This window comes from Streptomyces sp. NPDC001933, assembly GCF_042890955.1.
In the GTDB taxonomy this organism is placed as follows: Bacteria; Actinomycetota; Actinomycetes; order Streptomycetales; family Streptomycetaceae; genus Streptomyces.
In genome coordinates, this window is sequence record NZ_JBIASS010000005.1 from 267428 (window position 1) to 290399 (window position 22972).

Here is a 22972-nt window from a genome sequence, read left to right on the forward strand (position 1 = left end):
CGCATGGGACACGTCACGCGATTCACCTCGCACGCACAACGGGACCTGCTGAAAATTCCCCGCCAGGACGCGCTGCGCATCCTCATCCGGCTCAGCGAGCTTCAGAAGGCACTGGACGCAGGCGACACCACGGCCTTCGACATCAAGGCGCTCCAGGGTCATTCCGATCGCTGGCGGCTGAGAATCGGCGACTACCGCGCCGTCTACACGATCGAGGACGGCCGGCTGATCCTCTGGGTACTGACGGTCGGACACCGCCGCGAGGTCTACCGCGGTCGGTAGCAGCAGCCGACGGCCCTCGAAGGACACCGCCCACGCCGCCCCCGGCCCCGGCCGACGCGGCGTGGGCGGTCGACCGCTGAACCGGTCCGTGGATCAGGGCGTCAGGACGGGCATTCCGCCAGTTTCGGCTTGTTCGGCGGACTCTTCCGGTTCAGCAGCGGGGCGAGGTGGTCGGCGTACAGCTGCTCCCAGACACCGTCGGTCATGATCTTCTTCAGCGCCGAACACACCTCCCTCTTCAGCCCCTTCTCGTCCGGCTTCATCGCGACGCCGTAGCCCTCCGCTCCCGGACCGCTGTCCAGCCGCTTCAGCTCTGCGGGCTTGTCCTTGACGAAGCCGGCGAGGATGACGTCGTCCGTGCTCACCGCGTAGACCGACGACGTCGGGTCCAACAGGTCGCGCACGCAACGGTCGTAGCCGTTCGGCAGCGACTCCGTCATGTTGTAGCCCGCCTTGGGCAGCCATGACTCGTACGTCGAGCTCCTGGCGGTACACACTTCGAACTGCTTGTTCCGCAGCATCCTGGAGTCGTCGATCGCCCCCGCCTTCGCCTTCCTGCGGACCATGAAACTCCGGCTGGCCACGTAGTACGGCCCGGCGAACGCGACGCTGTAGTCGGGCGCCTTCGCGTGCTTGCGCTCCTCCGTGATGCTGTAGGTGGCGATGACCAGATCCACATCGCCCTTCTGCAGTATCGTGCTCCGGTTCTCGCTGCTCACGGGCTCGAAGGTGACCCGGTCGCGGCTGTAGCCCATGTCGCGCGCGATGGCATAGGCCACGTCGATCTCGTACCCGCGGTACGTGCCGTTCCTGGTCTTCTCGCTCAGTCCGGGCTGATCGGCCTTGACGCCCACCTTCAGGACCGGGTGCGTCTTGATGTACGGGTCGGACCGGGAGCCGCCGCGCGGACGGCTGCCCGCCTCCGACGTGCCGTCCCCCTGCATCCGTTCCACGGCGAACCATCCGAGACCGGCCACCAACGCCGCGCACACCGCGACCGCCGAGAGCTTCTGCCATCCCGGGACGCCCTTCTTCGGCCGCCGGGGCGGCGCGGGCGATGCCTGAGGGGGTACGGGCACGGGCACGGGCTCGGGTGCGGGTGCGGGAGCAGGTACCGGGGCGGGCACCGGGACGGGTACCGGTACCGGCACGGGGTCGGGCTTCGCGGCGGAGTCGCGGAGGATCTTCCGGAGCATCTCCTCCGCGCTCCCGGCGCTCAGACGGCGGCGCGGATCCTTGTGCATCAGCCGGCCCACGACCTCGGCCAGGTCCCCGCCGTGTTCCATCGGCAGGGGGTCGGACTGGCAGGCGGCGACCAGGACCTCGTACTCGTTCGGCCGGTCGAAGGGGTGCCTGCCCTCGACCATCTCGTACAGTGTGACGCCCAGCGACCACAGGTCGGAGGCGGGTGTCGCGGTGTTCTCCTGCGCCGTCTGGGCGAGCAGCTCGGGCGCCAGGTACTTGAACGTGCCGATGAGCTCACCGGCCCTGGTGAGCGGGGCGGCACCGTCGAAGGTCGCGATCCCGAAGTCCGCCAGGATCGCGAAGTCCTCCTTGGCGAAAAGGATGTTGGCCGGCTTCACATCGCGGTGGACCACCCGTGCCTCGTGGACCGCCCGCAGCCCGCTCAGCACCTGGAGACCGATCGCGGCCGTCCGCCGCACCGGCAGCCGATGCCCGGCGCGCATCAGGTCCGCCAGCGAACGCGCGTCGAGCAGGTCCATCACGATCCAGACCTGGTTGCCTGACTCGACCCGGTCGTGCACCGCCACCACGTTGGGATGCTTGATCTTGGCGATGGCCGCGGCCTCCCGCCGGGCCCGCTGCATCATCTGCTCCTGCGTGGCCGCCCCGACGGCGTCCCGGCCGAGCAGCCCCTTCACCGCGACGTGCCGGTCCAGGCGGGTGTCCAGGGCCTCCCAGACCTCGCCCATGCCACCGCGCCCGAGGCTGTGCAGCAACTCGTAACGTCCGTCGATCACATGGTGCGGTGCGGGGGCCGCCGCCCGTTCCGGCGACCGGGACGGCTCCGACGCAGGCTCGGGCTCGGGCTCCGGCCAAGACTGCCCGTGGTCCGAATCGCGACCGGCCGTACCCTCGCTGTGCATGCGACCCCCTGTGGACTACATGGAGGCAACAGACTAGACGCTCGGTCATACCCCGAAGCGGCTCGCAGCACTTGTGATTCGGTCACTTCGAGAGCGCCTTCCGGACCGCCGCCGCCCCGTCGGCCGTGCTCATCACCCGTCCGTGAACCGCTCCCCGCACCGGCTGCAGAACACCGGCTCCGGATCCCGCGAGAGCCGGCCGCACCCCGGGCAGACCAGGTCCAGCATGCAGGGTGCCTCGCCCCCTTCGTAAGAGAGGGCGGAGGCGGCCGGGGCCGCGGACTTGATGGTGAGGCCGGGGCGGCGGCGGTGGACGGTCAGGTAGGTGAGACCGTCCGGGCCGGCCGCGAGGGCGCGGCGGGAGGTGCGGGGCAGCCAGGCGACGGTGGCCGGGGTCAACTCCAGCGAGACGTCCCCGGCGTCGATCCGGCCGTCGCCCGCGACGACGACCAGGAGGACGTCCAGTACGTCCTCCTGGTGCTCACCGACCTCGCCGCCGGGCGGAAGGCGTACCAGGTTGGCGTCCAATTCACGGCCCTGCTCGGCCAGTTGCCACAGGGCCCCGCGCCGGTCGGGGGTCGCTTCGCGGAGCAGCTCGTCGAGTACGGCAAGAACGCGCGGTACGGGGGTCACGGCAGCCAGGCTACGCCCGGCCGGGGGGCCGTGCCGGGCTGTCGTACGGGCATGGGAAGCTGTGCGTCCGCTGTATGCGCGCGCCGGCACTCGTACCCCCCACCGGTCACCTGTGACCTGTGCCGTCGCCTGCCCCAGCGGTTCACGGAACGAACATCGAAGACGATCCTTGGGGTACGACTTGAGATCGAAGCGCAGAATCACCGATCAGCCCTTCTCGAAGCGAAGAATCTGGGTCACGGCCGCCGTGGCGACCGCGGCCGTCGCCGGTGTCCTGGTCTTCGAGGGGGTGACGGGCAACTCCTCGGTGGACACCGACGCCAAGTCCGGCCCTCCGAAGGCCGATGTGCGCGCCACCTCGCTGAAGGTCGGCGACGACGGCACGTCCGCCGTCCTGGGCAAGCGGGACACCGCACCGTTCAGCATGCTGGGCATCACCTGGACCGACCCGGCGGCCAAGGTCACCGGAGCCGTGGAGGTCCGCACCAAGTCCGCGGCCAGCGGGAACTGGACGTCCTGGGTGCCGCTCGAAACCGACCTGGACGGGCGTACGGAGACCGGCCGGGCCGGCGTACGAGGGAGCACCGAGCCCCGCTGGGTGGGGCCCTCCAACGGTGTGGAGGTACGGATCAACGCGGGCGGCAAGGTCTCCGCCAAGTTGCCCGCGGGGCTGCGGCTGGACACCGTGGACCCGGGACGGGGCGGCTCGACCGCCGCGGAACCGGCCGCCTTCGCGGCCGACCTGCCCGCCGAGGACCCGTCGGCCACGCCTTCCACCGACCCGGTGGAGCCGGTCCCGTCGGACCCGGCCGCGCCGGGCGACGGCACGGAGCCGCCCGCCGAGCCCACGCCGTCCGAACCGGAGTCACCGGCCCCGTCCGAACCGGCCACCGAGGAGCCCACTCCCCCGGCGAGCCCGAGCCCCTCGGCGTCGCCGAGCTCCTCCCCGGCCGAGACCCTGCCGCCCGCGCCGCCGTCGACCGTGCCGAAGCCGCCGATCGTCTCGCGGACGGGCTGGGGCGCCGACGAGTCGATCAGCCCGGAGGCGCCGGAGTACCTGGACGGCGTCAAGGCCGTCTTCGTCCACCACACCGCGGGGAGCAACACCTACTCCTGCGCCGACTCCGCGGCGGTGGTGCGCAGTCTGCACGCGTACCACGTCCTGAGCGAGAAGTGGAAGGACATCGGCTACAACTTCCTGGTCGACAAGTGCGGGACGGTCTTCGAGGGCCGTAAGGGCGGTGTGGACCGGCCGGTGTTCGGTGCGCACACCTACGGCTTCAACCGGGAGTCGGCCGGTATCGCGGTCATCGGCACCTACACGGACGCGAACGCGCCCAGCGCGGTGACCACGGCGGTGGCCCGGGTCGCCGCGTGGAAGCTCGGCCAGTACAAGGGCGACCCGGCGGGCAGCACCATGCTCACCGCGGGCGCCACCGGCAGCAACTACTTCGGCACGAAGTACACCGCCGGTACGAAGTACTCCTTCAAGCAGATCTCCGGGCACCGCGACGGCTTCAACACCCAGTGCCCCGGCAACATGCTGTACGGGCAGCTGAAGTCGATCCGTGATCTCGCCGCGGGCCCCGTCACCGGGCTGGCCGTCAAGTCGGTGACCGGCGCCGGGCTCTCGGGCACGACGTACTACACCAGGTCCGCGATCACCGTGGGCTGGTCGGCGAGCACGCCGAGCGCGTTCATCTCCAAGTACGAGCTGCTGGTCGACGGCAAGTCCGTGGCCACCACCGCGGGCACCGCCACCTCCGCGCCGGCCACCCTCGCCGTCGGCACCCACCAGGTGCAGGTCCGCGCCACCCACCAGTCGGGCAAGGTCACCACGTCGGCGGCGGCCACCGTGGTCGCCGAGCAGACGGCGCCCACGTTCTCCACCAAGCCGAACCTGGCGCTGCGCACCGGCACGGTGAACACCACGGCCGTCCCGCTCACCCTGAAGTGGAAGGCCACCGACGCCGCTTCGCTCAAGGAGGTCCGGCTCACCGCACCGGTGGCCAAGACCTACGGCCCGACGACCACCAGCGCCTCGCACACCGCCAAGTCCGGGGTGTCGACCACCTGGTCCATGAAGGCGTACGACCGGGCGGGCAACACCGCCACCGCCTCGGTCGCCGGTACGCCGGTCATCGTGCAGGAGAGCTCGGCGACGAAGTCCGGTACGTGGACGACGCGGTCCTCGTCGAGCTACCTCGGCGGCAAGTCGTACTCCAGCTCGTCGAAGGGTGCCTCGCTGAGCTGGACGTTCACCGGCCGCTCGGTCGCCCTGGTGGCGTCCCGGGCGACCACCTCCGGCCAGGCGTACGTCTATGTGGACGGGGTGAAGGTGTCCACGGTGGATCTGAAGTCCAGCACCACCAAGTACCGCGACGCGCTGTGGACGAAGAGCTGGTCCTCCAGTGCCAAGCACACCGTCAAGATCGTCGTCGTCGCCACCTCGGGCCGGCCGACGGTCACCACCGACGGCATCGTGTACCTGAAGTAGCCCGCACCATGAGGCTGCCCCCGGCCCCTTTGCCGGGGGCAGTCCCGTACGGCCACCCTTGCTTCGAGCGGACTCGAAGGCGTTGGCTTGATCCCCATGGAGTACACACAGCTCGGACGCACCGGACTCAAGGTCAGCCGTCTCGTCCTCGGCACCATGAACTTCGGCCCGCAGACCAACGAGGTGGACAGCCACGCCATCATGGACGCGGCGCTGGACACGGGACTGAACTTCTTCGACACCGCGAACGTGTACGGCTGGGGCGAGAACAAGGGCCGCACCGAGGAGATCATCGGCACCTGGTTCGCCAAGGGCGGTGAGCGCCGCGACAAGGTGGTCCTGGCCACCAAGATGTACGGGAACATGGGCGCCGACGGCGAGGCCTGGCCCAACCACGACAAGCTCTCGGCCGTGAACATCCGGCGCTCCGTCGACGCCTCGCTGAAGCGGCTCCAGACGGACTACATCGACCTCTACCAGTTCCACCACGTCGACCGGAACACCCCCTTCGAGGAGATCTGGCAGGCGATCGACGTCCTGGTGCAGCAGGGCAAGATCCTGTACGCCGGTTCGTCGAACTTCGCCGGTTACAAGATCGCCCAGGCCAATGAACTGGCCGCCCGGCGGGGCTCGCTGGGCCTGGTCAGCGAGCAGTGCATCTACAACCTGATCGAGCGCCGTGCCGAGATGGAGGTCATTCCGGCCGCGCAGGAGTACGGCCTCGGCGTCATCCCGTGGTCCCCGCTGCACGGCGGGCTGCTGGGCGGCGTGCTGAAGAAGGAGCGCGAGGGCACGGCCGGACGCTCGGCCTCGGGCCGCAGCGCGGACGCGCTGAAGGACGCGGCGCAGCGCGCGAAGATCCAGGCGTACGAGGACCTGCTCGACAAGCACGGTCTGGAGCCGGGCGAGGTCGGCCTGGCCTGGCTGCTCACCCGGCCGGGGGTGACGGGGCCGATCGTCGGGCCGCGCAACCAGGAGCAGCTGGACTCGGCGCTGCGGGCGCTGGAGCTCGACCTCTCGGCGGAGCTGCTGGCGTCGCTGGACGAGATCTTCCCGGGTCCGGGGCCTTCGCCGGAGGCGTTCGCCTGGTGAGGGTTTCCCCGTGAGGCCCCTTTGACGGGCCGCCGCCGTCCCCGCCTCCGGCGGGGCGGGCGGCGGCCCGTTTCCGTACCCGGTTCAGGACGCGTCCAGTTCCTTCAGGGTCGCCGCCAGCCAGTCCAGCTCCGCCTCGCTGGTCGCGCGGGCGATCCTCAGCAGCCCGCGCCGGAACGGGTCGTCGAACGACTCGGCGCCCAGCGGCCGTTCCCCCTCGTAGAAGAAGCTGCTCGGCTCCTCCAGGAACGCGAGCCGGCGCCGCAGTACGTCCGCCTGCTCGGCCGGGGACGAGAGGTGGCGCAGAAAGGCGAGGACGGTGAACCAGCGGTTCTCGTCGCTGATGTCCACCTCGTCGGCCTCCCGCAGCCGGCGCCGCAGCTCCTCGCGTCCCGCACCGGTCAGGGTGAGGGTGTGCCGGGGGGCGGCCCTGCTGCCGGGCTCGGTGCGGCGCTCCAGCCATCCGGCGCGCTCCAGGCGCTTGATCGCCGGGTACAGCGTGCCGTCGGCGATGGGGCGGACGTGTCCGGTGAGGTGGGCGACCCGGCGCTTCAGCTCGTAGCCGTGCAGCGGTTGCTCGTACAGAAATCCAAGGATGGCCAGTTCCAGCATGTGCGTATCCTCTCCGACATATTTTATACATCGACATCTATGTATAGTCTCCTCGATGCTTAACGGCAGTGACGGCGATGGTGGTGGCGGTGGCAGTGGCCGCAGCGCCGACGAGGAGGAGGACGACATGCACAACGCCCGGGTGACCGACGACGGCGCGCGTATCAGGTGGGTGGAGCTCCCCGGCCGGTCCGGGAGTTCGCGGACCCGGGTCTACCTGCACGGACTCGGGGCCTCGTCCGGCCCGTACTTCACCGCGAGTGCCGTCCATCCGCTACTGGCGGACAGCCGCTCGCTGCTCATGGACCTGCTCGGCTTCGGGATCAGCGACCGCCCCACGGAGTTCGGCTACACGCTGGAGGAGCACGCCGACGCGGTGGCCGCGGCGCTGGAGGCGGCCGGGGCGCACGGCGCGGACGTGATCGCGCACAGCATGGGCGGGGCGGTGGCCATCGTGCTCGCGGCGCGCCATCCGCACCTGGTGGCCCGGCTGGTCCTGGTCGACGCCAATCTGGACCCGGTCGCCCCCGGCCCCGCCCGGCCGGGCAGCAGCGGCATCGTGGCTTACTCGGAGGAGGAGTTCCTGTCGTACGGCCGCTCCGAGGTGCGCGAGCGGGTGGGGCCGCACTGGTGGGCGACCATGCGCCTGGCGGGCCACGAGGCGCTGCACCGCAGCGCGGTGCACCTCGCCGCCGGGACGACGCCGACGATGCGGGAACTCCTGCTGGAGCTGAAGATCCCGCGCACGTTCCTGCGCCCGTCGGCCGACGGCCCGCTGCCGGGCGAGGAGAGGCTCGTCGGGCACGGGGTGCGGGTCGTGGCGGTCCCGGACTGCGGGCACAACATCATGCTGGACAACCCGCAGGCGTTCGCCGAGGAGACCGCGCGGGCCCTCGCGGCCTGAGGAGGGAACGCGCGGAGGGGATGCGCGAACGGGTCGGCCGGGTCACGCCCCGACGGCGGCCGCCACGGCGACGACGACGAACATCAGCACTAGCACGGCCGCCATGATGCGGTTTCTGGTCTTCGGATCCACCCTTCGAGCGTAACCGCCGCTCTCAGTGCCCCAGCGACCAGGATGCGACCACCTCGTACCTGGGCCGCTCGCCCGGCACCCCGGAGTCCGGCAGATTGCTCTGCACGAGGGCCATCTCACCGACCTCCCACCCGGTGCCCTCGAAGCTTCCGAGCGCCTCGACGCAGGGCCGCAGGTCGACGTCGGCGCGGCGGCTGCGGGCGAGGGTGAGGTGCGGGTGGTAGGCGCGGTGCCGGTCCATCGGGATGCCGGAGCGGCGGGCGGCGGCGTCCGCGCGCTCGGCGAGCAGCCGCAGCGTGTCGAGTGCGCCCGCGGCCCCCACCCACAGGGCCCGCCCGCCGAACCGGCCGGCGCCGTGGATGCGGAGCGGGAAGGGCTCGGTGCGGCGGGCGGCCCGTGCGAGGCGCTCCTCCAGCTCGGGCAGCAGCTCCTCGTCCACGGGCCCGAGGAACGCCAGCGTGAAGTGCCAGCCGGGCACCCCGGTCCAGCGAAGCCGCTCGGCCTCGGGCAACGCGTACAGCGGGGCGACGGCGCGGCGCAGTTCCTCGACGGCGGGGGCGGGCGGCAGCACGGCGACGAAGAGTCTGAGACGGCTCATGCGCCGAGTGTCGCACCGTACCGGCGTGTCCAGATCTCCGTACGTATCGTTGTACTACGCGGCTGCCCGCGCCCGCGCGGCAGCCGCGTAGGAGCGCCACGGTGACCGTCGTAGAGACCGACAGGATCGACATGGCCGACAGCAGCGACGAGCGCACTCTGGACATGATGTTCGAGTGGCTCGATCCCGCCCCCGAGGGATTCAAGGTCGAGATCGTCGAGGGGATCATCTACCTGTCGCCGCAACGGGACACCCACTGGGAGGTCATCTTCGACATCGTCGAACAACTCCGTGCCGGGTACCCGCGGAAGCGGTTGAAGTCCGACGTGCGTATCGACTTTCCGGGGCGCCTCAATGGCTTCGCCTCTGACGTCGTGGCCTTGTCCGAGGATGCCTCAAAGGACTCCAACGGCCGCTGGCGCCACCAGGACATCGAGTTCGTCGCCGAGGTGATCTCCAAGGACACCGCCGCCAACGACTACGGATCGAAGAAGGCCACCTACGCCACCGCCGGTGTGCCCGTGTACCTCATCGTCGACCCGTACACCGGTACGTGGCACCTCCACACGCTTCCGAAGGAGGACGAGTACCGCAGCGTGCTGAGCCTCGACTTCGGCACCCCGGTCGATCTCACCTCGACCGTCGTGGGCCTCACCCTGGAGACCGGCGACTTCCCCCGCGACTGACGCCCCGGACACACGGCGGCCCCGGCCGGTGCTCACCGGTCGGGGCCGTGCCACGGTCCTCGTCGGACGGCGTTCACGCCGCCGCGGCCAGCTCCTCCCGGGGGACGAACCGGACGTGCGGGCGGCCGGGGCGGAGGTCCACGCGGAGGCGCAGGCCGCCCACGCGGGCCAGCATGAAGCCGACGCCGAGTGCGGCCACCAGCGAGAACGCGCCGCCGACCGCCATGCCCGTACGGACCCCGTAGGCGTCGCTGATCCAGCCGACGATCGGGGCGCCCACCGGCGTACCGCCGGCGAAGACCATCATGTACAGGCTCATGACCCGGCCGCGCATGGCCGGGTCGGCGGCCATCTGGACGCTCGTGTTCGCGCTGATGTTGGTCGTCAGGCCGATCATGCCGATCGGGACCAGCAGGATCGCGAAGAGCCAGACGGACGGCGACAGGGACGCGATGATCTCCAGCAGACCGAACGCCGTTCCCGCGGCCACCAGCATCCGCAGCCGGGAGGAGCGGCGGCGTGCGGCGAGCAGGGCGCCGGCGAGGGAGCCGGCCGCCATGAGGATGTTGAAGAAGGAGTACATCCCGGCGCCGCCGTGGAAGATCTCGTCCGCGAAGGCCGTCAGCCAGATCGGGAAGTTGAACCCGAACGTGCCGACGAAGCCGACCAGGACGATCGGCCAGATCAGCTCGGGGCGGCCGGAGACGTAACGCAGGCCCTCCCGCAGCTGGCCCTTGGCGCGGGGCACGACGGTGGTCTTGTGCAGCTCGCTCGTACGCATCATCAGCAGGCCGATGAGCGGGGCGGCGAAGGACAGGCCGTTGAACATGAAGGCCCAGCCGCTGCCGACCGTGGTGATCAGGACACCGGCGACGGCCGGGCCGATGAGCCGGGCGGACTGGAAGTTCGCCGAGTTGAGGCTGACCGCGTTGCGCAGCTGGTCGGGTCCGACCATCTCGGACACGAAGGACTGGCGGGCCGGGTTGTCGACCACCGTCACCATGCCGAGCAGGAACGCGATGAGGTAGACGTGCCACACCTGGACGACACCGGAGAGCGTGAGCACCGCGAGGGCGATCCCGCAGAGGCCGAGCGCCGCCTGGCTGACGAGGAGCAGCTTCCGCTTCGGGAGGCGGTCCGCGATGACGCCGCCGTAGAGGCCGAACAGAAGCATGGGGAGGAACTGGAGGGCCGTGGTGATACCGACGGCGGCGGCGGACCCGGTGAGGCTCAGGACGAGCCAGTCCTGCGTGATGCGGGACATCCAGGTACCGGTGTTGGAGATCACGGCGCCCGTGGCGAACAGGCGGTAGTTACGGATCTTCAGCGACGAGAAGGTCCCGCCGGGCTTGCTCTCGTGGGTGGAAGTCGGTGCGGGGGCGGAGTCTGCTCCGGATCCCGTACTCAAAAGGGTTCGCCTCCTCGGGCGTATACGTTTCGCTGGCTGACGGGGTGCGACGGTGCGGGCGGTGCGCCGGCTGTGGTCCGGCGCGGCCCGTGCCGCTACAGGTGGGCGAGCTTCTCCAGCACGGGTGCCGCCTTGCGCAGCGTCTCCCACTCGTCCTCGTCCAGGCCCTCGGCGAGAGCGGTCAGCCAGGCGTTCCGCTTGGAGCGGCTCTCTTCGAGCATGGCCTCGGCCTGCTCGGTCTGGCTGACCACCTTCTGGCGACGGTCATCGGGGTGCGGTTCCAGTCTGACCAGCCCCTTCGCTTCCAGCAGCGCGACGATGCGGGTCATCGACGGAGGCTGCACATGCTCCTTGCGGGCCAGCTCGCCCGGGGTGGCCGAGCCGCACCTGGCGAGCGTGCCGAGCACCGACATCTCGGTGGGGCTCAGCGACTCGTCGACGCGCTGGTGCTTGAGGCGCCGGCTGAGCAGCATCACGGCGGAGCGAAGGGAGCTCACGGCGGCCGCACTGTCGCCGTCGTGGATCAGGTCAGGCATGTTTATTAGCGTAACTCATTAGTCGCCCTAAAGACCATTCGTGTTACACGGGCAGGTGGCGCTTTTCGCCCAATCGATCACCCGAACGAGTGAGTCAGCTCCGGAAAGTAACGCGAAACGACCCGGTGGGCCGTAACCCTGCTTGCCATGGGATCGACTGTGCTCAGCCTGCGGATAGACGGTGAGCTGCTCGACCGGCTCCGGCAGCATGCCGCCAAACGCGGAATGAGCGTCCAGGACTATGTGGTCCGGACGCTCATTCGCGATGATTTCGACGAGCGCTTCAAGGCGGCCGTCGACGAGACGGAGAGGTTCTACGGCCCGGAGGGGACCGCGGGGATCAGGGCCGAAGAGGTCACGTGAGGCCGAGGGCCGGCATCGCGTAGTAGAAGACGAAGACGGCGGAGACCACGTACATGGGCACCGGCACCTCGCGCCAGCGCCCGGCGGCCACCCGCAGCACGGAGAAGGCGATGAAGCCGATGCCGATGCCGTTGGTGATCGAGTACGTGAACGGCATCATCACCATGGCCAGGAAGGCCGGGATGGCGAGCGTGTAGTCGCTCCAGTCGATGTCCCGCACCGAGCCCGAGATGATCAGGAAGCCCACCGCCAGCAGCGCGGGGGTGGCCGCCTGCGAGGGGACCATGGTCGCCAGCGGCGTCAGGAACAGCGCCACCGTGAACAGCAGACCCGTCACGACGCTCGCGAAGCCGGTGCGGGCACCCTCGCCGACACCCGCCGTGGACTCCACGAAGCAGGTGCCCGCCGATGCGGAGCTCGCACCGCCCGCGGCGACCGCGATGCCGTCCACGAACAGCACCTTGTTGATGCCGGGGAAGTTGCCGTCCTTGTCCGTCAGCTTCGCCTCGTCGCCGACACCGAGGATGGTGCCCATCGCGTCGAAGAAGCAGGACAGCAGCACGGTGAAGACGAACAGGATGCCGGTCAGGACGCCGACCTTCTCGAAGCCTCCGAACAGACTGACCTGGCCCAGCAGCCCGAAGTCCGGGGTCGCGACCGGGTTGCCCGGCCACTTCGGGACGGTCAGCCCCCAGGCGCCGTCCGGCAGGTCCGCGACCGCGTTGACGATCAGCGCGAGGACCGTCATCGCCACGATGGAGATCAGGATCGCGCCCGACACCTTGCGGACGATCAGCGCCAGGGTGAGCAGCGCACCGATGACGAAGATGAGGACGGGCCAGCCGTTGAGGTGGCCGTCGCTGCCGAGCTGGAGCGGGACGCTGGTGTCCGCCTTGTCCGGGATGCGGGAGACGAAGCCCGAGTCGACCAGGCCGATCAGCAGGATGAAGAGGCCGATACCGATCGCGATGCCCTTGCGGAGCGACATCGGCACGGCGCGCATCACGCGTTCCCGCAGGCCCGTCGCGACCATCAGCATCACCACGATGCCCGCGAGGACGACCATGCCCATCGCGTCGGGCCAGGTCATCCGGGGGGCGAGCTGGAGCGCGACGACGGTGTTGACGCCGAGACCGGCGGCCAGCGCGATCGGTACGTTGCCGATGACACCCATGAGGAGCGTGGAGAACGCCGCCGTGATGACGGTCGCCGTGACCAGCTGGCCATGGTTGAGGTAGTGCTCATTGATGTCGTGCGCGCTGCCGAGGATGATCGGGTTCAGCACGATGATGTACGCCATCGCGAAGAACGTGGCGAATCCGCCACGGATTTCGCGTGCGACCGACGACCCCCGCTCGGAGATCTTGAAGAAACGATCCAGGCGGCCCTGCGGCTGGGAAGCCGGGGGCTGCTCGGCGTCGACCGGAGCGGTGGCCGAGGGGGACATGTATGACCTCAGTCGTACGTAGAGGGGGGAAGGAAAGTGGTCAGCTTTGGACTTTTACACGAATAATTCGAGTCAGCCTTAAGCAGATTCAGTATGAATACATAAGACGAAGATCGCTATCTCCGCGCGTAGACCCTTGGGCCGCCTGGGCGGCGCAGACTTCGGGACGGCCGTCCTCACGGGGCCGCACAAGGGCCCCATACACTGAGGTCATGGCGAAGTGGACACCGAAGCACGAGGCACCCGAGCCCCTGGAGGGGCCCGTCGTCGCCACCATCACCGGCGGCACGATCCTCTGGTTCGTCCTCTTCCTGGTCCAGCTCCCGTTCTACAACTGGTTCGACGACCACGGCCACCTGTGGTGGGTGTGGACCTGTCTCGCCGGTGCGGGGCTCGGCCTGATCGGCATCTGGTACGTACGGGGGCGTGACGCCGCGATCAAGCGGGCGGCCGCCGCTGTTGCCGCCGCCGAGGCTCCGGGCGACACCGCGAAGGGCGCCACCACCTGAGGGCCGGGCAGCCCCGTCAACCCTGGACAGCCCTGGACAGCCCTGGACAGCCCTGGACAGCCCTTAGGGACCGTCACCGGCCGAGTAGCACCACAGGACCACTGTCCCTCCTCCCCCGGTCTGATCTTCCGACCACCCAGTGGGTGAACCGGACCATCCACCCGTACCGTCGGAACCATGACGCAGCGGGCATCCCATTCCTTCGGCGAAGAGACCGGCGAAGAGACCGGCGAGCAGATCCCCGGGACGACCGGCACCCCCGGCCGTCCGGGTCCGGCCATGATCGACGCCGGGGCCGAGCTCGACCCGGTCCACCCGGTGAAGCTGCCCGCCCCGGCCGTGGATCCACGCGGACTGACGGCCGCCGAGGTGGCCGAGCGGATCGCCCGCGGTGAGGTCAACGACGTACCCGTCCGCTCGTCCCGCTCCGTGCGCGAGATCGTCCAGGCCAACGTCTTCACCCGGTTCAACCTGATCATCGGCGTGCTCTGGGTGATCATGCTGTTCGTCGCGCCGATCCAGGACAGCCTCTTCGGCTTCGTGATCATCGCCAACACCGGCATCGGCATCGTCCAGGAATGGCGGGCCAAGAAGACCCTGGACAGCCTCGCGGTCATCGGCGAGGCGAAACCCATGGTCCGGCGCGACGGGGTCGCGGCCGAGATCTCCACCTCCGAGATCGTCCTCGGCGACCTCATCGAGCTAGGCCCCGGCGACAAGGCGGTCGTGGACGGCACGGTCGCCGAGGCCGACAGTCTGGAGATCGACGAGTCGCTGCTCACCGGCGAGGCCGACCCGGTACTGAAACAGCCCGGCGACCCCGTGATGTCCGGCAGCTTCGTGGTCGCCGGCGGCGGCGCCTTCACCGCCACCAAGGTCGGCCGCGAGGCCTACGCCGCCCAGCTCGCCGAGGAGGCGTCCCGCTTCACCCTCGTCCACTCCGAGCTGCGCACCGGCATCTCCACGATCCTCAAGTACGTCACCTGGATGATGGTGCCGACCGCGATCGGCCTCGTCATCAGCCAGCTCGTCGTCAACGACAACAACCTCAAGGGATCGATCGCCCGGACCGTCGGCGGGATCGTCCCGATGATCCCCGAGGGCCTGGTGCTGCTCACCTCGGTCGCGTTCGCGATCGGCGTCGTACGGCTCGGCCGCAAGCAGTGCCTGGTGCAGGAGCTCCCCGCCATCGAGGGGCTCGCCCGGGTCGACGTCGTCTGCCTGGACAAGACCGGCACCCTCACCGAGGGCGGCATGGACGTCACCGAGGTGCGGACGCTGGACGGTGCGGACGACACGTACGTACGGAGCGTGCTGGGCGCCCTCGGCTCGTCCGACCCGCGCCCCAACGCCAGCCTCCAGGCCATCGTGGACGCCTACCCGGACGGCGAGAAGTGGCTGTGCACGCAGACGCTGCCGTTCTCCTCGGCCCGCAAGTACAGCGGCGCCGCGTTCGACGAGGGCGGCGGCCGGGAGTCGTCCTGGCTGCTCGGCGCCCCCGATGTGCTGCTGCCCGAGCACGACCCGGCGCTCACCGAGATCGAGCAGCTCAACGAGAAGGGCCTGCGGGTGCTGCTGCTGGCCCGCGCCGAGGGCGAGCTCGACGGGCCGGACATCGCCGTCGGGGCCGTACCGAGCGCGCTGGTCGTGCTGGAGCAGCGGCTGCGGCCGGACGCCGCGGAGACCCTGTCCTACTTCGCCGACCAGCGGGTCGCCACGAAGGTCATCTCCGGCGACAACGCGGTCTCGGTCGGCGCGGTCGCCGGAAAGCTGGGCCTGCCGGGCGCCGAGCACACCCTGGACGCCCGCAAGCTGCCCACCGACCCGGACGACATGGCCACGGCCATGGAGGAGAACGCGGTCTTCGGCCGGGTCACCCCGCAGCAGAAGCGGGACATGGTCGCCGCCCTCCAGTCCCGCGGCCACACGGTCGCCATGACCGGCGACGGCGTCAACGACGTACTGGCGCTGAAGGACGCCGACATCGGCGTCTCCATGGGATCGGGTTCCGAGGCGACCCGGGCCGTCGCCCAGATCGTGCTGCTGAACAACAGCTTCGCGACGCTGCCGTCCGTGGTCGCCGAGGGCCGCCGGGTGATCGGCAACATCACCCGGGTCGCCACCCTGTTCCTGACCAAGACCGTCTACTCGGTGCTGCTGGCGGTCCTGGTGGTCTGCACACAGGTCGACTACCCGTTCCTGCCGCGCCACCTGACCCTGCTGTCGACGCTGACGATCGGCGTCCCGGCCTTCTTCCTGGCCCTCGCCCCCAACAAGGAACGGGCCCATCCGCACTTCGTGCGCCGGGTCATGCGGTACGCGATCCCGTCGGGCGTCATCGCCGCCGCGGCCACCTTCACGACGTATCTGATCGCCCGGGACCACTACTCGGGTCCGGGCGCCCTCGACGCCGAGACCAGCGCGGCCACGCTCACGCTGTTCCTGGTCTCGATGTGGGTGCTGGCGATCATCGCCCGCCCGTACACCTGGTGGCGGATCGCCCTGGTGGCGGCGATGGGGCTGGCGTTCCTGATCGTGCTGGTGGTGCCGTGGCTCCAGGAGTTCTTCGCGCTGAAACTGGTCGGGACGACGATGCCGTGGGCGGCGGTGGGCATCGCGGTGGTGGCGTCGGCCGGCCTGGAGTACGCCTGGCGGCTGGTCAACCGACGCTTCCCGGTGTAGCGCGGTCCCGGCCGTTACTTCACGTCGACGAAGTCGCCGGCGGTGGTGACGGCCGGGGTGGTGGACGTCCCCGCGAAGCTGTAGCGCCAGTAGCCGTCGACCGAGGCCTTGACCGTGGTCTTCAGGTTCCCGGTGCTGTTGGTCTTGATCGTCTTGACCGTGCTGTACGTGGAGCTGGTCTTCTTGCGGAACTGGAGCTTCACGGACTGCGTCGCGTAACCGTGGTACGCGTGGTCCTCCCAGTTCGCCCGCGACAGCTTCCCGGTGACCGTGATGGTCTTGCCCTTCTTCACCGGCTCGGGCGAGGCGTTGACCGTCAGCTGCGACAGCCGCTGGATCTTCGCGGTGGCGGCGTAGTCCGAGTAGTAGCTGGAGCCGTCCTTGGCCTCCGCACCCGCGAGCACGTGCCAGGAGCCCGCCAGCGCGTTCTTGTACAGGTCGACCCTGGGGTCGATGGTGATGGTGAGGGAGCAGGTGCTGGTGGTCGCGCTCGCGGCCTTGCAGGTCGCGTCGTCCTCGTTGGGCAGCAGCGCGCCGTCCATGCCCTCGTCCTGGTCCTTGCCGTGCCACAGGAGCAGCCAGCCGGTCTCGATGCCGGAGGCGTGCGAGGCGGTCACCGAGACGGTGACGGTCTTCTTGGCGGTGGTGCCCAGGACGACGTCCTTGCCACCGTTGACGGTGATCTTGGATATGACGGGATCGGCCGTTGCCGCGTGCGCCGCCGGAACGGCGAGGGCGGACAGGACCAGCGCGCCGGAGGCTGCGGCGACAGTGGCACGAATGCGCATGGATTTCTCCGTGGAGAAAGGCCTTGGGGGGCCGGATGAGGATGCACAGGGCGGATGCGTGAGCAGCGGGACCCCTCGTGGAGGGATCCCGCTGCTCACGGTGGCCACGGGTGGCCTTGATGTGTCCGGGTGGGGCTACTTCACGTCGACGAAGTCACCGGCGGTGGTGACGGTCGGGGTGGTGGACGTACCCGCGAAGCTGTAGCGCCAGTAGCCGTCGACCGAGGCCTTGACCGTGGTCTTCAGGTTGCCGGTGCTGCTCGACTTGATCGTCTTGATGGTGGTGTACGTGGAGCTGGTCTTCTTGCGGAACTGGAGCTTCACGGACTGCGTCGCGTAACCGTGGTACGCGTGGTCCTCCCAGTTCGCCCGCGACAGCTTCCCGGTGACCGTGATGGTCCCGCCCTTCTTGACCGGCTCCGGAGCGGCGTTGACCGTCAGCTTCGACAGCCGCTGCACCCGGGCGGTGCTGTAGAAGTCGGTGTAGGCGATGTCGGTCTGGTTACCGGCGAGCGCGCCCGCGGAGACGTGCCAGGTGCCGGCCAGGGCGTTCTTGTACAGGTCGTAGCGCGGGTCGATCGTGAACGTCAGCTTGCAGGTCGAGGTCGTCGCGTTGACCTTGGTGCACGTCGACACGTCCTCGTTCGGCAGGATCGCGCCGTCGATGGTGTCCGGCGAGTCCGGGTTGGTGCCGTGCCACAGGTCGGCGTAGGCGTCGACGACACCGGAGGCGTGCGAGGCGGTGACGGAGATGGAGATCGTCTTCTTGGCGGTGGTGCCCAGGACGACGTCCTTGCCGCCGTTGACGACGACCTTGGAGATGACGGGTTCCGAGGCGTCGGCGGCGGTGGCCGCGGCGGCCTTCGAGGCACCCCGCGCGGCGGCGGTGCCGAAGACCTCGGCGCCCGACGTCGGCTTGTTCAGGTTCGGAACGGAGTGGTCCCCCGCGAGGGCGGCCGGGACAGCCAGAGCAGACAGGGCCAAGGCGCCGGAGACGGCGGCCACGGTGGCACGAATTCGCATGTGTTTCCCCAGTGGAGAAAGGCCCCGCGGGCACGTGACGCGCCACGGGCGGGGCTGGTTCGGACTGTGAGTCTGCTGACTCGAGAAACCAGACCCGCAACGCGTGTGAAGGGTTGTACCCCGAGATGAACTTCTTGCGAAGATCCCTCGGAGGGTGCGGCCGGACGCCCGCGGCCGTCCATCAGTCAGCCGGTCAGTCGAACCAGCGGTCCCGGGCGAGCTCCTCCGTACGGGACGGGTCCTCCAGCAGCGCCGCGACCTCGAAGCGGCGCGGCCACTGCCCCGCCGCCCAGGCCAGGCCCGCCGCGACGCCCTCCAGCGTGGCGGCGTGCACCATGCCCTCGGGGGTGCGGCGCCAGTCCAGTTCCACGCCGCCCGCGCGCAGTTCGCCGTGCTCGACGTACACGTCCGGGGTCCCGGCGCCGAGCAGCACCCGTACCGCGTCCGGCACTTGATGCTCCTCGCCCTCCGTCGACACCTCCGCCTCGACGCTCTCGCCGAGCCGGCGCACCTGGAACAGCTCGGCCAGGTCCGCCGCGCGCGTCGGGGCGACCGGGAGCAGCGGGAGCCCCTCGGTGAGCGGAAGCAGATCGGGGGCGTCCGCGATCACGGCGTCCGCCGCGTCGACGACCCGTACCTCGCCGTCGACCACGGCCCGCAGCTCGTCCGGCAGCGTGACCTGCTCCGGGTCGAGATCGGCGAGGGCCGTGTACAGCGAGTGCAGTTGTACGGGGCCGACCGGGCGGCCCTCGTCCGCGAGCCGGCCGAGGAGTTCGGCGGCGCCGCCCGGCTCGTCGAGCAGGGCGGCGACGGAGGTCCGTACGCCGAGCGCGCGCAGCACCTGCGCGTCGTCGAACCCGGTCGCGTCGGCGGAGTCGTACAGCCCGGCCAGCCGGGGGTCGCCGCCCGCGGCCCGCAGCCCGGCGGGGCGGCGGCCGTCGAGCACCGGATGGTCGCGCAGCCACCAGGCGGTGTACGGGCGTACCGACTGGGTGGTGCCGTCCGGCAGCAGCACCCGCACCGGCTGGGTCAGCGCGTCGCGCAGCGGTGGCTGGGCGAGCATGGCGAGCGCCTGCGGCCAGGCGTCGTCGTCGACCAGGTCCAGATCGCGGACGGCGACGATCTCGGTGGCGACCGGCGGTACGGGGGTGTCGGGCAGCTGGTCGAGGATGTCCTCGCACCACACGTCCACGGCGTCCAGCAGACCGGCGTCGTCGGGCTCGGCGAAGTCGCCCTCGCGCGGCTCCAGTTCGTCCGGGTCCAGTACGACATCGGTGGTCCGTACGAGGGCGAAGGTGGCGAGCACGCCGCAGGCGGTGAGCGGCTGCTCGCCCCAGCGGTCGGCCAGCTCCTGGTCGCAGAGGGCGAGTTCGCCCTCCCGCATGACGGCCGCGAACGGGCTGGCGGGCAGCACGAGTTCCCCGGCGGGGGCCGGTTCGCCGTCCTCGTCGGGGAGGGCGAGCGCGCCGAGCCAGGGTTCGTCGCCGGGTGCCAGTTCGGCATCCCGCACGAGAGTGAGGACGGTCTCGGCGAGCTCGTCGGCGTCCAGCGCGTCCTCGTCCCAGATCTCGCCCGCGTCCAGCGATCCGGCGACGGCGGCCCGCACCTGCGGGGTCGTGAGCACGGCGCGCGGGGTGGCGGGCAGGGCGCCCAGCTTCTCCAGCAGCGGGTGGGCGGCGTCCGGGTGGGCGACCTTCAGCCCGAGCCGGGCGAGGCGTTCCAGCACCGGCCCGGCAGTCGCGCCGGGGAGCGGGAGGAGGACCTGGCGGGGGCCGATGGTGGTGCGGGGCACGGCCGGGGCCCCGGTCGCGGAGTCCGTGGTCTCCGGTGCTCCGGCCAGCGGTACGGGGAGGCCGGAGAGGCGGTCCGGGTCGATGCCGGACAGGCTGTCGTACAGCCGCCGCCACCAGCCGGGGTCGCGCTCCAGACCGGCGAGGCGGTCGATCGCCTCGGTCAGCGGGACCCGGGCGACCTGGAGCGTACGCAGCTCGCTGCGGCGTTCCAGCCCGGCGGGCAGCAGACACGGCAGGACCTCGGCGAGCACCCGTACCGTCTCGGCGCCGACGCCTTCCAGTACCTCGGCCTCGATGGGCCGCAGCGCCGTGGTGGCCGCCTGGGGGACGCCCTCCGCCTGCACGTCCCAGGTGTCCCACCGGTCCGCCTCGGCGGTGGTGTCGCGCGGGGCGGCGGGCGCCAGGAACGCGACGCGCGGCAGCCGCTCCAGGATCGCGCCGCGCAGCGCCCCGTCCAGTTCGCCCTTGCCGAGCGGTCCCGGTACGAGGTCGATGGTGTCGACGGACACCGGCTGCCAGCCGGCGAGCAGTTCGGCGTACGCGTCGGCGGCGCGCTGCACCAGGAAGTCGGTGAGCGGTCCCGGCGCGAAGTGGCGGCGGGCGGTGTCGAGCGGCAGCGAGGCGATGAGCAGCGCGGGGATGCCGAGGGGTTCGTCGGTGGGGGTCGGGGCGTGGACGACGGGGAGGGTGCGGGGGCGGACCGGGGCGCCCTCCGTGTCGACCGGGACCGCCCAGGTGACCGACCAGTGCGGGCGCAGCCGTTCCTCGCGGGGGCGGTCGGCGAGCAGGGCGGGCTCGACGGGGCCGTGGTGGGTGACGGTGCGCCAGCGGTTCGTGCCGTGCGCGGAGTCCTCGACGTGGGTGTACGGGCCGTGCTGCGAGCGGCGCAGCGTCCGTACGGTGTCCGGGGTCTCGATCACGATCTCGTCGAGGCCGCGCAGGGTGAGCAGCAGGGCGTCGTCGACCGCGTCGAGCAGCCGGACCACGAGGTCCTCGGCGCCGCCGTCGCGCAGCGGGAGGACCACGACGGTGTCGTACCCCTCGGGTGCGGTGCCCTCGGCGGGCAGCGGGAGGCGGAGCAGCGGTACGTGGCCGTCGCGGCGGCGCAGTTCGTCGCCGAGGCCGGGGCTGGCGACGGCCGCCCGCGCGGCGAGGTCGCGGGCCTCGGCGAGGGACCAGCGCACACCGCCGTGCCGGCCGACGACGGCGGGTTCGTCGCTCACCGCGAGCACGGCGGCGAACCCGACGCCGAACCTGCCGACGGCGCCTTCGTGCCCTTCGCGCTTGGCGGAGGCGCGCAGCGTGGAGAGCGACTCCACGCCGGTGGCGTCGAGCGGTGCGCCGGTGTTGGCGGCGGCGAGGAGCGCGGGTGTGTCCGGGGTCGCCGGGTGCAGGGTGAGGCGGAGCCGGCCGGGGACCTGCGCGCGGGCGGCGGCGTCGGCGGCGTTCTGGGCCAGCTCGACGACTAGGCGGTCGCGGTAGCCGCCGAGCGCGAGGTCCTCCTCGGCGTTGGCGTCCTCGCGGAACCTGGCGGGGCCGGCGCCCCAGGCGTCGAGCACACCGCGCCGGAGCCGTGCGGTCCCGAACGGATCGGCCCCCTCGGTCGCATTCATGCTCACGCTCTGACTCCGCTCTTTCCGGTTACGCACGGCCCATGCCGCCAAGTGTGCGCCCGAAGGTACCGGGTCCTCGCACCGGACGGGCGCCGCCGAACGGCGCTTCGGCCGGTTCGGGCCCATGGCCGAGGTGACCGGGCGGTGAGCATCACCGGACGGGACGGGTCTGCCCGGCCGAGCGGCAAAATCGAGCCCGTCCGGCGCTTGAGGACGGACCCGGCCCGCCGGAGCACCCGCGCCCCGCAGGAGGCCAGCCCGCCCCGGCCACCGCCTAGGAGTGGCCGAGGTCCTCCGTCGGCTCATCCGCCTCCGCCGGGACGGAGCCGGAGTCCCGGGCCGGCCGCAACGGGTACTCGTCCACCTGCATCGTGTCCAGCGCGTGCGGCGCCGGCTTCGGCGGCTTCGGCATCACCGCCGCCTCCGAGTGCCCACCGCACCCGTACGACAGCGACACGACCCGCCCGTCCGCCGGGCCGAACTCGTTCGCGCACACCCCGAACGCCTGCTTGAGCGAGCCCGCCAGGGGCACCAGGAACGCACAGGTGACACACGAGGCCGGGGCCGCCTGCGCCATCGGCGTCTTCGCGCCGAACGCCTCGTCCCACCGGTCGGCCGCCGCGTGCAGCCCGTACCGGGACAGCACCCGCGCCCGCCGCATGCCGAGCTCGTCCGCGACCGCCGCGATCGAGCCCCGGCTCGTCGTCGCGGGGCGGGTCGTCAGCTCCGCGTCCTCCGCGTCGACGAGGTCGGCCATCTCCTGCGACATCTCGGAGACCGCGGAGTTCGGCGGCGGCTCGTCCTCACCGGTGTAGCCGGGCTCCAGGCGGATGTCGTCCGCCTCGGTGGGCAGCAGATCGCCCGGCCCCATGTCGCCGGGGCGCAGCCGCTCGCTCCACGGCACCCACTCCGGGGCGAGGAGCGCGTCGCTGCCGGGCAGCAGCACCGTTTCGTCGAGGGTGACGTTCTTCGCGCGGGAGGCTCGGGCGACCGTCACCGCCCAGCGCCAGCCCCGGTAGCCGGGCTCCTTGCACTCGAAGAAGTGCGTGACGACCCGGTCCCCCTCGGAGACCACGGCCACATGCTCACCGACGGCCCCCGGCGCGGCTGCCTCCTCGGCCGCCGCGCGGGCCAGGTCTACCGCCTCGGCGCACAGACGGTCGGGAACAGGGGTACGGGCCGTACGGCTTCGCGTCGTCGCAGCACTCACAGGTCTCGCTTCTCTCCTACGCCAGTCTCACGAGCGCGCCAGCACATCCATCGGTT

General features: G+C 70.9%; 19 protein-coding genes. 8 read left to right on the plus strand and 11 right to left on the minus strand.

Annotated elements, in window-relative coordinates:
- Positions 1-3: 3 nt before the first annotated feature.
- The gene (locus tag ACFYY7_RS15010; protein ID WP_388661624.1) at positions 4-282 is read left to right on the plus strand and encodes a type II toxin-antitoxin system RelE/ParE family toxin; all 279 of its coding nucleotides are present in this window, start codon (positions 4-6) and stop codon (positions 280-282) included.
- Between the two features lie 101 nt (positions 283-383).
- On the opposite strand, the gene ACFYY7_RS15015 is transcribed toward ACFYY7_RS15010, so the two are convergent.
- Both ACFYY7_RS15015 and ACFYY7_RS15020 read right to left on the minus strand, forming a co-directional pair.
- Positions 384-2264, minus strand: coding sequence for a serine/threonine-protein kinase (locus ACFYY7_RS15015; protein WP_388661626.1), 1881 nt, complete (start codon positions 2262-2264; stop codon positions 384-386).
- Positions 2265-2522: 258 nt separating this feature from the next.
- Positions 2523-3023 (minus strand): hypothetical protein, encoded by a 501-nt coding sequence (locus tag ACFYY7_RS15020; protein ID WP_388661628.1) that lies wholly within the window; start codon positions 3021-3023, stop codon positions 2523-2525.
- Between the two features lie 424 nt (positions 3024-3447).
- On the opposite strand from ACFYY7_RS15020, the gene ACFYY7_RS15025 reads away from it, so the two are divergent.
- Together ACFYY7_RS15025 and ACFYY7_RS15030 are read left to right on the plus strand one after the other, a co-directional pair.
- On the plus strand, positions 3448-5520 hold the full coding sequence (locus ACFYY7_RS15025) for an N-acetylmuramoyl-L-alanine amidase (protein ID WP_388662013.1): 2073 nt from the start codon (positions 3448-3450) through the stop codon (positions 5518-5520).
- A gap of 96 nt (positions 5521-5616) precedes the next feature.
- Positions 5617-6612 carry an aldo/keto reductase gene (locus ACFYY7_RS15030; protein WP_383717211.1) on the plus strand — a complete coding sequence of 332 codons (996 nt, stop codon included), beginning with the start codon at positions 5617-5619 and terminating at the stop codon, positions 6610-6612.
- Between the two features lie 84 nt (positions 6613-6696).
- Here ACFYY7_RS15030 and ACFYY7_RS15035 read toward each other — a convergent pair whose 3' ends face one another.
- On the minus strand, positions 6697-7224 hold the full coding sequence (locus ACFYY7_RS15035) for a PadR family transcriptional regulator (protein WP_266730693.1): 528 nt from the start codon (positions 7222-7224) through the stop codon (positions 6697-6699).
- Positions 7225-7351: 127 nt separating this feature from the next.
- Here ACFYY7_RS15035 and ACFYY7_RS15040 point away from each other — a divergent pair, with 127 nt between their 5' ends.
- Positions 7352-8128: an alpha/beta fold hydrolase gene (locus tag ACFYY7_RS15040; protein ID WP_388662014.1), complete on the plus strand. Its 777-nt coding sequence runs from the start codon at positions 7352-7354 to the stop codon at positions 8126-8128.
- 154 nt (positions 8129-8282) lie between these two features.
- On the opposite strand, the gene thpR is transcribed toward ACFYY7_RS15040, so the two are convergent.
- Positions 8283-8858, minus strand: a complete 576-nt coding sequence (gene thpR / locus ACFYY7_RS15045; protein ID WP_388661630.1) for an RNA 2',3'-cyclic phosphodiesterase — start codon at positions 8856-8858, stop codon at positions 8283-8285.
- Between the two features lie 101 nt (positions 8859-8959).
- Between thpR and ACFYY7_RS15050 the strand changes: the two genes are divergently transcribed.
- Positions 8960-9544, plus strand: coding sequence for a Uma2 family endonuclease (locus tag ACFYY7_RS15050; protein WP_388661632.1), 585 nt, complete (start codon positions 8960-8962; stop codon positions 9542-9544).
- A 73-nt stretch (positions 9545-9617) separates the two neighbouring features.
- Here ACFYY7_RS15050 and ACFYY7_RS15055 read toward each other — a convergent pair whose 3' ends face one another.
- On the minus strand, positions 9618-10952 hold the full coding sequence (locus tag ACFYY7_RS15055; RefSeq protein ID WP_388661634.1) for an MFS transporter: 1335 nt from the start codon (positions 10950-10952) through the stop codon (positions 9618-9620).
- Between the two features lie 95 nt (positions 10953-11047).
- Positions 11048-11488, minus strand: coding sequence for a MarR family winged helix-turn-helix transcriptional regulator (locus ACFYY7_RS15060; protein ID WP_072485764.1), 441 nt, complete (start codon positions 11486-11488; stop codon positions 11048-11050).
- Between the two features lie 147 nt (positions 11489-11635).
- Between ACFYY7_RS15060 and ACFYY7_RS15065 the strand changes: the two genes are divergently transcribed.
- On the plus strand, positions 11636-11851 hold the full coding sequence (locus ACFYY7_RS15065; RefSeq protein WP_072485765.1) for a ribbon-helix-helix protein, CopG family: 216 nt from the start codon (positions 11636-11638) through the stop codon (positions 11849-11851).
- Here ACFYY7_RS15065 and ACFYY7_RS15070 read toward each other — a convergent pair.
- On the minus strand, positions 11844-13298 hold the full coding sequence (locus ACFYY7_RS15070; RefSeq protein ID WP_388661636.1) for an NCS2 family permease: 1455 nt from the start codon (positions 13296-13298) through the stop codon (positions 11844-11846). The genes ACFYY7_RS15065 and ACFYY7_RS15070 overlap by 8 nt on opposite strands.
- A gap of 212 nt (positions 13299-13510) precedes the next feature.
- Here ACFYY7_RS15070 and ACFYY7_RS15075 point away from each other — a divergent pair, with 212 nt between their 5' ends.
- Both ACFYY7_RS15075 and ACFYY7_RS15080 read left to right on the plus strand, forming a co-directional pair.
- Positions 13511-13807 (plus strand): DUF2530 domain-containing protein, encoded by a 297-nt coding sequence (locus ACFYY7_RS15075; protein WP_388661638.1) that lies wholly within the window; start codon positions 13511-13513, stop codon positions 13805-13807.
- Between the two features lie 177 nt (positions 13808-13984).
- A complete protein-coding gene (locus ACFYY7_RS15080; protein WP_388661640.1) occupies positions 13985-16489 on the plus strand; it encodes an HAD-IC family P-type ATPase in 2505 nt (834 codons plus the stop codon).
- Positions 16490-16503: 14 nt separating this feature from the next.
- Here the strand turns inward: ACFYY7_RS15080 and ACFYY7_RS15085 are convergent, their stop codons facing one another.
- The 4 genes from ACFYY7_RS15085 to ACFYY7_RS15100 all read right to left on the minus strand — a co-directional run bounded on the left by ACFYY7_RS15085 (position 16504) and on the right by ACFYY7_RS15100 (position 22916).
- On the minus strand, positions 16504-17277 hold the full coding sequence (locus ACFYY7_RS15085) for a DUF5707 domain-containing protein (protein ID WP_388661642.1): 774 nt from the start codon (positions 17275-17277) through the stop codon (positions 16504-16506).
- 135 nt (positions 17278-17412) lie between these two features.
- Positions 17413-18300 carry a calcium-binding protein gene (locus ACFYY7_RS15090; RefSeq protein WP_388661644.1) on the minus strand — a complete coding sequence of 296 codons (888 nt, stop codon included), beginning with the start codon at positions 18298-18300 and terminating at the stop codon, positions 17413-17415.
- A gap of 193 nt (positions 18301-18493) precedes the next feature.
- Positions 18494-21706: a sacsin N-terminal ATP-binding-like domain-containing protein gene (locus ACFYY7_RS15095; RefSeq protein ID WP_388662016.1), complete on the minus strand. Its 3213-nt coding sequence runs from the start codon at positions 21704-21706 to the stop codon at positions 18494-18496.
- A gap of 274 nt (positions 21707-21980) precedes the next feature.
- The gene (locus ACFYY7_RS15100; RefSeq protein ID WP_351261839.1) at positions 21981-22916 is read right to left on the minus strand and encodes a DUF3027 domain-containing protein; all 936 of its coding nucleotides are present in this window, start codon (positions 22914-22916) and stop codon (positions 21981-21983) included.
- Between the last annotated feature and the right edge of the window lie 56 nt (positions 22917-22972).

What these genes read in the sequence shown, in the direction of transcription:
- thpR (WP_388661630.1), bottom strand. Translation starts at nt 8,858, where the DNA reads ATGAGCCGTCTCAGACTCTTCGTCGCCGTGCTGCCGCCCGCCCCCGCC.
- ACFYY7_RS15010 (WP_388661624.1), top strand. Translation starts at nt 4, where the DNA reads ATGGGACACGTCACGCGATTCACCTCGCACGCACAACGGGACCTGCTG.
- ACFYY7_RS15030 (WP_383717211.1), top strand. Translation starts at nt 5,617, where the DNA reads ATGGAGTACACACAGCTCGGACGCACCGGACTCAAGGTCAGCCGTCTC.
- ACFYY7_RS15090 (WP_388661644.1), bottom strand. Translation starts at nt 18,300, where the DNA reads ATGCGAATTCGTGCCACCGTGGCCGCCGTCTCCGGCGCCTTGGCCCTG.
- ACFYY7_RS15070 (WP_388661636.1), bottom strand. Translation starts at nt 13,298, where the DNA reads ATGTCCCCCTCGGCCACCGCTCCGGTCGACGCCGAGCAGCCCCCGGCT.
- ACFYY7_RS15095 (WP_388662016.1), bottom strand. Translation starts at nt 21,706, where the DNA reads ATGAATGCGACCGAGGGGGCCGATCCGTTCGGGACCGCACGGCTCCGG.
- ACFYY7_RS15080 (WP_388661640.1), top strand. Translation starts at nt 13,985, where the DNA reads ATGACGCAGCGGGCATCCCATTCCTTCGGCGAAGAGACCGGCGAAGAG.
- ACFYY7_RS15065 (WP_072485765.1), top strand. Translation starts at nt 11,636, where the DNA reads ATGGGATCGACTGTGCTCAGCCTGCGGATAGACGGTGAGCTGCTCGAC.
- ACFYY7_RS15085 (WP_388661642.1), bottom strand. Translation starts at nt 17,277, where the DNA reads ATGCGCATTCGTGCCACTGTCGCCGCAGCCTCCGGCGCGCTGGTCCTG.
- ACFYY7_RS15040 (WP_388662014.1), top strand. Translation starts at nt 7,352, where the DNA reads ATGCACAACGCCCGGGTGACCGACGACGGCGCGCGTATCAGGTGGGTG.
- ACFYY7_RS15075 (WP_388661638.1), top strand. Translation starts at nt 13,511, where the DNA reads ATGGCGAAGTGGACACCGAAGCACGAGGCACCCGAGCCCCTGGAGGGG.
- ACFYY7_RS15060 (WP_072485764.1), bottom strand. Translation starts at nt 11,488, where the DNA reads ATGCCTGACCTGATCCACGACGGCGACAGTGCGGCCGCCGTGAGCTCC.
- ACFYY7_RS15025 (WP_388662013.1), top strand. Translation starts at nt 3,448, where the DNA reads ATGCTGGGCATCACCTGGACCGACCCGGCGGCCAAGGTCACCGGAGCC.
- ACFYY7_RS15035 (WP_266730693.1), bottom strand. Translation starts at nt 7,224, where the DNA reads ATGCTGGAACTGGCCATCCTTGGATTTCTGTACGAGCAACCGCTGCAC.